Annotated in this window: 8 protein-coding genes; 5 read left to right on the top strand and 3 right to left on the bottom strand. The window is 58.3% G+C overall.

Translation table 11 applies throughout. The features are described 5' to 3' along the window. Nucleotides 1–433, bottom strand: a 433-nt coding sequence (locus tag Q0349_RS13285; protein WP_298081494.1) for a hypothetical protein, incomplete at its 3' end; no start/stop codon positions are given. 163 nt (nucleotides 434–596) lie between these two features. On the opposite strand from Q0349_RS13285, the gene asd reads away from it, so the two are divergent. From asd to Q0349_RS13265, 4 genes are all read left to right on the top strand, one after another. Then, complete coding sequence (asd, locus tag Q0349_RS13280; protein ID WP_298081493.1) at nucleotides 597–1,706, top strand: aspartate-semialdehyde dehydrogenase; 1,110 nt, start codon at nucleotides 597–599, stop codon at nucleotides 1,704–1,706. A 98-nt stretch (nucleotides 1,707–1,804) separates the two neighbouring features. Further along, on the top strand, nucleotides 1,805–3,424 hold the full coding sequence (locus Q0349_RS13275; protein ID WP_298081492.1) for a phosphoethanolamine--lipid A transferase: 1,620 nt from the start codon (nucleotides 1,805–1,807) through the stop codon (nucleotides 3,422–3,424). 101 nt (nucleotides 3,425–3,525) lie between these two features. Beyond that, nucleotides 3,526–3,771, top strand: coding sequence for a type II toxin-antitoxin system Phd/YefM family antitoxin (locus Q0349_RS13270; RefSeq protein WP_004141995.1), 246 nt, complete (start codon nucleotides 3,526–3,528; stop codon nucleotides 3,769–3,771). Then, entirely contained in the window at nucleotides 3,771–4,193 is a 423-nt protein-coding gene (locus Q0349_RS13265) for a type II toxin-antitoxin system VapC family toxin (protein ID WP_298081491.1), read from the top strand. The genes Q0349_RS13270 and Q0349_RS13265 overlap by 1 nt, the downstream gene beginning before the upstream one ends. 33 nt (nucleotides 4,194–4,226) lie before the next feature. Here Q0349_RS13265 and Q0349_RS13260 read toward each other — a convergent pair whose 3' ends face one another. Together Q0349_RS13260 and Q0349_RS13255 are read right to left on the bottom strand one after the other, a co-directional pair. Then, nucleotides 4,227–5,045 (bottom strand): SDR family oxidoreductase, encoded by an 819-nt coding sequence (locus tag Q0349_RS13260; RefSeq protein ID WP_298081490.1) that lies wholly within the window; start codon nucleotides 5,043–5,045, stop codon nucleotides 4,227–4,229. A 90-nt stretch (nucleotides 5,046–5,135) separates the two neighbouring features. After that, nucleotides 5,136–5,585, bottom strand: a complete 450-nt coding sequence (locus Q0349_RS13255; RefSeq protein WP_298081489.1) for a nuclear transport factor 2 family protein — start codon at nucleotides 5,583–5,585, stop codon at nucleotides 5,136–5,138. Nucleotides 5,586–5,796: 211 nt separating this feature from the next. On the opposite strand from Q0349_RS13255, the gene Q0349_RS13250 reads away from it, so the two are divergent. Further along, nucleotides 5,797–6,235: AAA family ATPase (locus tag Q0349_RS13250; RefSeq protein ID WP_298081488.1), on the top strand; the 439-nt coding region annotated here is incomplete at its 3' end.

The raw sequence follows: 6,235 nt of genomic DNA, 5'->3' as shown, positions 1-6,235 counted from the left end.
GGAAGTCTAATATTTTTAGCCAGCGATGCCAGCGCAGTTTGATAACGCGCCAAACCCAAAAGGCGCGTTCGTTTTTGATGGCGATGCAGAATATGTAAAGGTTGATAATGAGCGAGAGGAGGTAGCCGAGATTCCAGCCGCCGGGCGAGTGTACCGGAATGTACAGCGCGGTGAGGAGGCGGTAGATGGCGGCGTTGAGCTGGGCGTCGGTGTAGAGTGCGCCGTCGCCGCCTGCCTTGTAGAGCCAGAGGTTGAGGAGCATATAGACCACGAACCATTGTGCGCTTTTCCAGCCGTATTGGTGGCCAATGCTGTCTTCGATTTGTCGTCTTGTATGGATGAATGCCTGCATGGTTTTTCGCTGGATGTAGTGTTCGGCTTGTTGGGCGTTGGCGACGGGGGATTGGTCGGTTTTGTCCCAGAGGAGAATCATGGCGCGTCCTGGTGGGTTGATGGGCGGAATCCGCACAAATTAACACAGTGTCGTAGGTCTTTTCGGCAGTGGTGCCGTTGGCGCGCCTCCGCCCCGCCCGCTTGCAGCCATCCGGCAAAGGGCGTTTAATAGCCGTCCCTTTCCATTTAACCGAGGAATACACATGAAAAAACTTGGCATTGTTGGCTGGCGCGGCATGGTTGGCTCCGTCCTCATCGGGCGGATGCAGGAAGAGCAGGACTTCGCCCACGTCGAAACCACCCTCTTTTCCACCTCGCAGGCGGGCGAAGCGGCGCCAGCCTTCGCCGGCAGCGGCAAGACCCTGCAAGACGCGCACAATCTCGATGCGCTCGCGGCGATGGACATCATCATCACCTGCCAGGGTGGCGACTACAGCAAGGCCATCCACCCGCAACTGCGCGCGCGCGGCTGGGACGGCTACTGGATTGACGCCGCCTCCGCCCTGCGCATGGACGACCGCGCCGTCATCATCCTTGACCCGGTGAACCGCAGCGTCATTGACCAGGCCATCCGCGACGGCAAAAAAGACTTCATCGGCGGCAACTGCACCGTTTCGCTGATGCTGATGGCACTCGGCGGCCTCTTTGAAAACGACCTGGTCGAATGGCTGACCAGCATGACCTATCAGGCCGCTTCCGGCGCGGGTGCGAAAAATATGCGCGAACTACTCGAAGGCATGGGCTACCTGCACGCACAAGTTGCGAGCGAACTCGCCGACCCGCGCAGCGCCATTCTCGACATCGACCGCAAGGTCAGCGCCGCGCTGCGCAGCGACGCCTACCCGACCGCCAATTTCGGCGTACCGCTCGCGGGCAGCCTCATCCCGTGGATTGACGCCGACCTCGGCAACGGCCAGTCCAAGGAAGAATGGAAAGGCGGCGTGGAGACCAACAAGATTTTGGACCGCAGCGCCAATCCCGTTCCCGTCGATGGCCTCTGCGTCCGCATCGGCTCGATGCGCTGCCACAGCCAGGCGATTACGATGAAGCTGAAGCAAGACCTGCCGCTCGCCGAAATCGAAAAACTGCTGGCAACGCACAACGACTGGGTCAAGGTCATCCCGAACACCAAGGAAGCCAGCATCCACGAACTCACCCCGGCGAAAGTGAGCGGCACCCTCGCCGTGCCCGTCGGCCGCCTGCGCAAGCTGGAGATGGGCGGCGAATACCTCTCCGCCTTCACCGTCGGCGACCAGCTCCTCTGGGGCGCCGCCGAACCGCTGCGCCGCATGTTGCGCATTTTGATTGACTGATTGGCGCCTGACACCCACGCAAGCCGGTTCGCTGAACCGGCTTTTTCTGGTGTTTGCAAATCCGCGCTGTTATCACCACCGCACATTAAGGAACCCATATGCGATTTCTCCCCGGCCGCTGGCGGCTTTCCGCCACCACCCTCGCGCTTGTGCTGGCGCTGTTTTTCACCGCACTTAACTATGGTTTTTTTCGCACCGTCTGGCAGGCGTGGCGCGAGGCGGGCGGCGACGGCACTTTTCTCTGGAGCGTGCCGCTCTTTCTCTTTCTCTGCCTGAACGTCGTCTTCCATCTATTGCTGCTGCCGTTTCTGCACAAGGTCATCATCCCGCTGGTGCTGCTACTGTCGGCGGCGGTCAGTTATTCCGTCATCTTCCTCGGCGTCTATTTCGACCGCGCCATGCTCACCAACGTGCTGATTACCACGCCTGCCGAAAGTGCCAAACTGCTGACCGTGCCGTATGCCCTCTGGCTGCTCGCGCTCGGCGTTGTTCCAGCGCTCCTTTATCTGCGCGTGCGCGTCGTTTACCGCCGCTGGTGGCGCGAACTGGCGCTGCGCCTCGGCGCGGTGCTGGTTTCGCTCGCGCTGGCGCTCCTGCTGAGCCACCATTACTACCAGGAGTACGCCGCCTACGGCCGCAACAACCACGACCTGCCGCACCTCATCGTGCCGACCAACTTCATCGTCGCCAGCATCAGCAAAATCAAGCACCAGCGCCGCGCCAACCGCCCCTATGAAACTGTCGCCGCCGACGCGCACCAGCAAAAAACCGACCCGCAGCGGCGGGTAAGCGTCTTCATCATCGGCGAGGCGACGCGCGCGCAAAACTGGGGGCTGAACGGCTACGCGCGCCAGACCACGCCCCAACTGGCGGCGCGCGGCGCAGAAATCATCAACTACCCGCAAGTGAGCAGCTGCGGCACCTACACCGCCTACTCCGTCCCCTGCATGCTCTCCGAACAGCCGCGTACGCGCTTTGACGTCGATATCGCCAGCCGCCGCGACAACCTGCTCGACATCCTGCAACGCGCCGGGGTGCGCGTCGTCTGGTACGACAACGACACCGGCTGCAAGGGCGCCTGCGCCAACATCGAATACCACGACATGACCGCGCTGAACCTGCCCGCATACTGCACGGACGGCGAATGCCTCGACGACATCCTCCTGCAAGACATCGAACAGCCGCTCGCCGGCGCACAAGATACCGTCATCATCCTGCACACCATCGGCAGCCACGGCCCGACCTACTACCAGCGCTACACCCCGGAATACCGCGCCTACGCGCCGACCTGCGACACCAAACAAATCCAGCAATGCAGCCGCGAAGCCATCACCAACACCTACGACAACACCATCCGCTACGTGGACGGCTTCATCGAGCGGGTAATCGCGCGGCTTGCGCGCGAAAAAGACTGGAAAAGCAGCGTGTTCTACGTATCTGACCACGGCGAATCGCTGGGCGAAAACGGCATCTACCTGCACAGCACACCCTACAGCGTCGCCCCGGTCGAACAGACGCGGGTGCCGATGGTACTGTGGCTATCAGATGCCTGGCGGCAAGGCGGGACGGTTGACAGCGACTGCCTGCACCACCGCGCCAGCAGCGGCGAATACTCGCAGGACAACGTCTTCCACACCTTCCTCGGCCTGTTTGACGTACAAACCGGCGGCAGCATTTACCAAAAAGAACTGGACCTGCTCGCCGGCTGCCGGAAATAGGGAGATGTGGGCAAGGCGGTCTTTCCACGCGCCGCCTTGCCACCAGCGCGTCCGCCGCCTACAATGCGTACACGTTGCTACAACCAAACGGAGAACCCATCATGCAAACCATCAGCAGCCGCGAATTTAACCAAAACGTCGCCAAGGCGAAAAACATGAGCGACACCGCCCCTGTGTGCATCACCGACCGCGGCGAACCCGCCTACGTGTTGATGAACTACGCCGCTTACCGGGCGTTACAAGAAGGCAAACCGAGCCTGGCGGAAAAATTGTGCGACCCCGAATCGGACTGGATCGAAGTAGAATTTCCCCGCTGCATCATTGCCGACCGCGAGGAGCTGTTCTGATGTTTCTGCTCGATACCAACATCCTCTCGGAAATCCGCAAAATCAGTCAGGGGCGGGCTGACCCGGCGCTCGCGCACTGGGTACAAGCCATTGATTTCGATCGCTGCCACCTCTGCGTTATCACCCTGCTGGAAATCGAGCAGGGCATTTTGCGCGTACAACATCGTGGCGACGAAGCACAATTTCTGCGCCTGGAAAAATGGCTGAATGACATCGTGCTGCCCACCTTCGGGACGCGCATCCTGCCGATTGACGCCCATACCGCCCGCATCTGCGCCCGCCTGCACGTCCCCGACCAGCGTCCTTATAACGACGCGCTGATTGCCGCCTGTGCCATTCGCCACGGCCTCACCCTGGTCACGCGCAACACCCGCGATTTCGCCGCGCTGCAAGTGCCACTGCTGAACCCGTTTTCAGCATAAAGCACAGGAAGCAAAAGGCCGTCTGCAGCATTTTCAGACGGCCTTTATTTCACCAAACCAGAATTTCGCTGTCGCGCCGCCGTCAATCAGAAAATCGCTGCCGGTGATATAGCCACCGATTAAAACCATTTCTGCCAGCGCAGCTACTTCGTCGGGCGTGCCACCACGCCTTACGGGCAGATTGGCGAGCATATCGCGGTAAAAATCCTTTCGCTCGCCATTTAACTCGTCCAACGCCAGCGGCGTGTAAACGATACCGGGGCTGATGCAGTTGACCCGCGCGCCGCGCCGCCCCCAGCGCACCGCTTCCATCTGCACGCGCAGCGCATTGGCTTTTTTGGCGACTTGATAGGCGCGCAGACTGTCGCCGATGTCGCGCACCAGCGGCAAATCCAGTAATTCTTCGGTGGGCGTAACCGCCAGCGCGCGCAAATCACTTTCGCCAAGCGGCGGCAGGCGGTGGCTGGATTGCGAACCGATCACCACGCCCGCGCCGCCCTCGGCAATCACGCCGCCGAAAATCTCCAGCACCAGCGCCGTGCCGTACAAATCCACTTTGGCGATGGTTTGCGGGCTGGCTTGCGACGGCGACACGCCCGCCGAGTTAATCACATATTGCACCGCGCCCAGGCTGACTGCTTGGTCGGCAACTTTCTGCACCGATTCGCGGCTGGATACATCCATTTCAATGGTGCTGCACGCAAAACCCGCTTCGCGCAACGTCTGTGCGGCTTTTCCGGCGTTTTCCAAACGCAAGTCGGCGAGCAGAATGTGTTTGCCGCTGCTGACACGGCGGGCGATGGCGACCGCAATCGCGCCCGAGCCGAGTACGACCGTTACTTGTGGTTTCATTTTTTATTTCCTTCTGTGGTTGAAGAGATTCAGACGACACCGCCTTAAAGACAAAAGTGCGGTTGGTTTTTCTCGCGTTTTCAGGCTGCTTTACGCCTGTACCTTGCGCGTCTCGCTATACATGAAATTCGCCACGCGCTTGGCAATCTGCCACACCCCGCCGACACGCTGGTAGCTATCCTGATAGCGCACATAATGGGTTAGCATTTCGTCCTGCCCGTCTTTGTCGGCAACCAAGGCGACTTGGCAGTAAGCAATGCCCTCGGCGCTATCTTCGCCCGTAAATTCCACCGTTTGCTGGCCGTTTAAGTGATAGACGGTGTGGAATTGCGCCAGATAGTTTTTGAACACATCGCCGATTTCCGCGCGACCTTTGGCATTGGCGAACAATTCGCCTTTGATGAAGGTGGTAACTTGCGCGTCTTCGGTAAACAGCGACAGTTGCGCGTCCACGTCTTTCACATCCGCCAAGTTGGAGAAATGATCCACCAAGTGTTTGAGTTCAAAGCGGTCGTTGATTTGTTGCAGGGTTAAAGTCATTTTTTAGTTCCTTGTTTGATTGAAGCAAGCGGCATCATAAAGTGACGAATTACGCGGATAAATAGGGTAATTTGGTTAGGGTTTATCAAAAATTTTCATAAATGGGGTTCGTGCAGTCTACAATTTGCATCACAATAAAAATAATCCTATAAAACCAGATAAATTTTCACTACAATGAAAATACAGCCCAAGAAAGCAGGAATTTTTCACCATGGTGCAAACCATATTTGACCGCCCTATCTACCTAAACCGCTTAAAAAAATACCAAAACAGCGAATTCATCAAAGTCATCACCGGCGTGCGCCGTTCGGGCAAGACCTTCGTGCTGGAGATGTTTCGCCGCTATTTGCAAGAAAGCGGCGTGGCGGAGGCGCAGATTGTGTTTTTGAACTTTGAATCAATGCAGCACCAAGCCTTGCGCACCGCTAAAGCGCTGTATCGCTATGTGATGGAGCGTGCCGTGGCAGGGCAAAAAATGTATCTGTTTTTTGACGAAATTCAGCGCGTAGCGGGCTGGGAAGATGCGGTAAACAGCCTGCGGGTGGATTTGGATGCCGATATCTATTTATCCGGCTCAAATTCCTCGCTACTGTCAGGCGAGCTGGCGACGCTGCTGGTGGGACGAATGGTAGAAATTCCCGTTTTTCCAT

Source organism: uncultured Cardiobacterium sp. (genome assembly GCF_938028185.1).
Taxonomy (GTDB): Bacteria; Pseudomonadota; Gammaproteobacteria; order Cardiobacteriales; family Cardiobacteriaceae; genus Cardiobacterium.
Note: the sequence above shows the minus strand (reverse complement) of the source record. Positions and strands in the feature narration are given on the sequence as shown.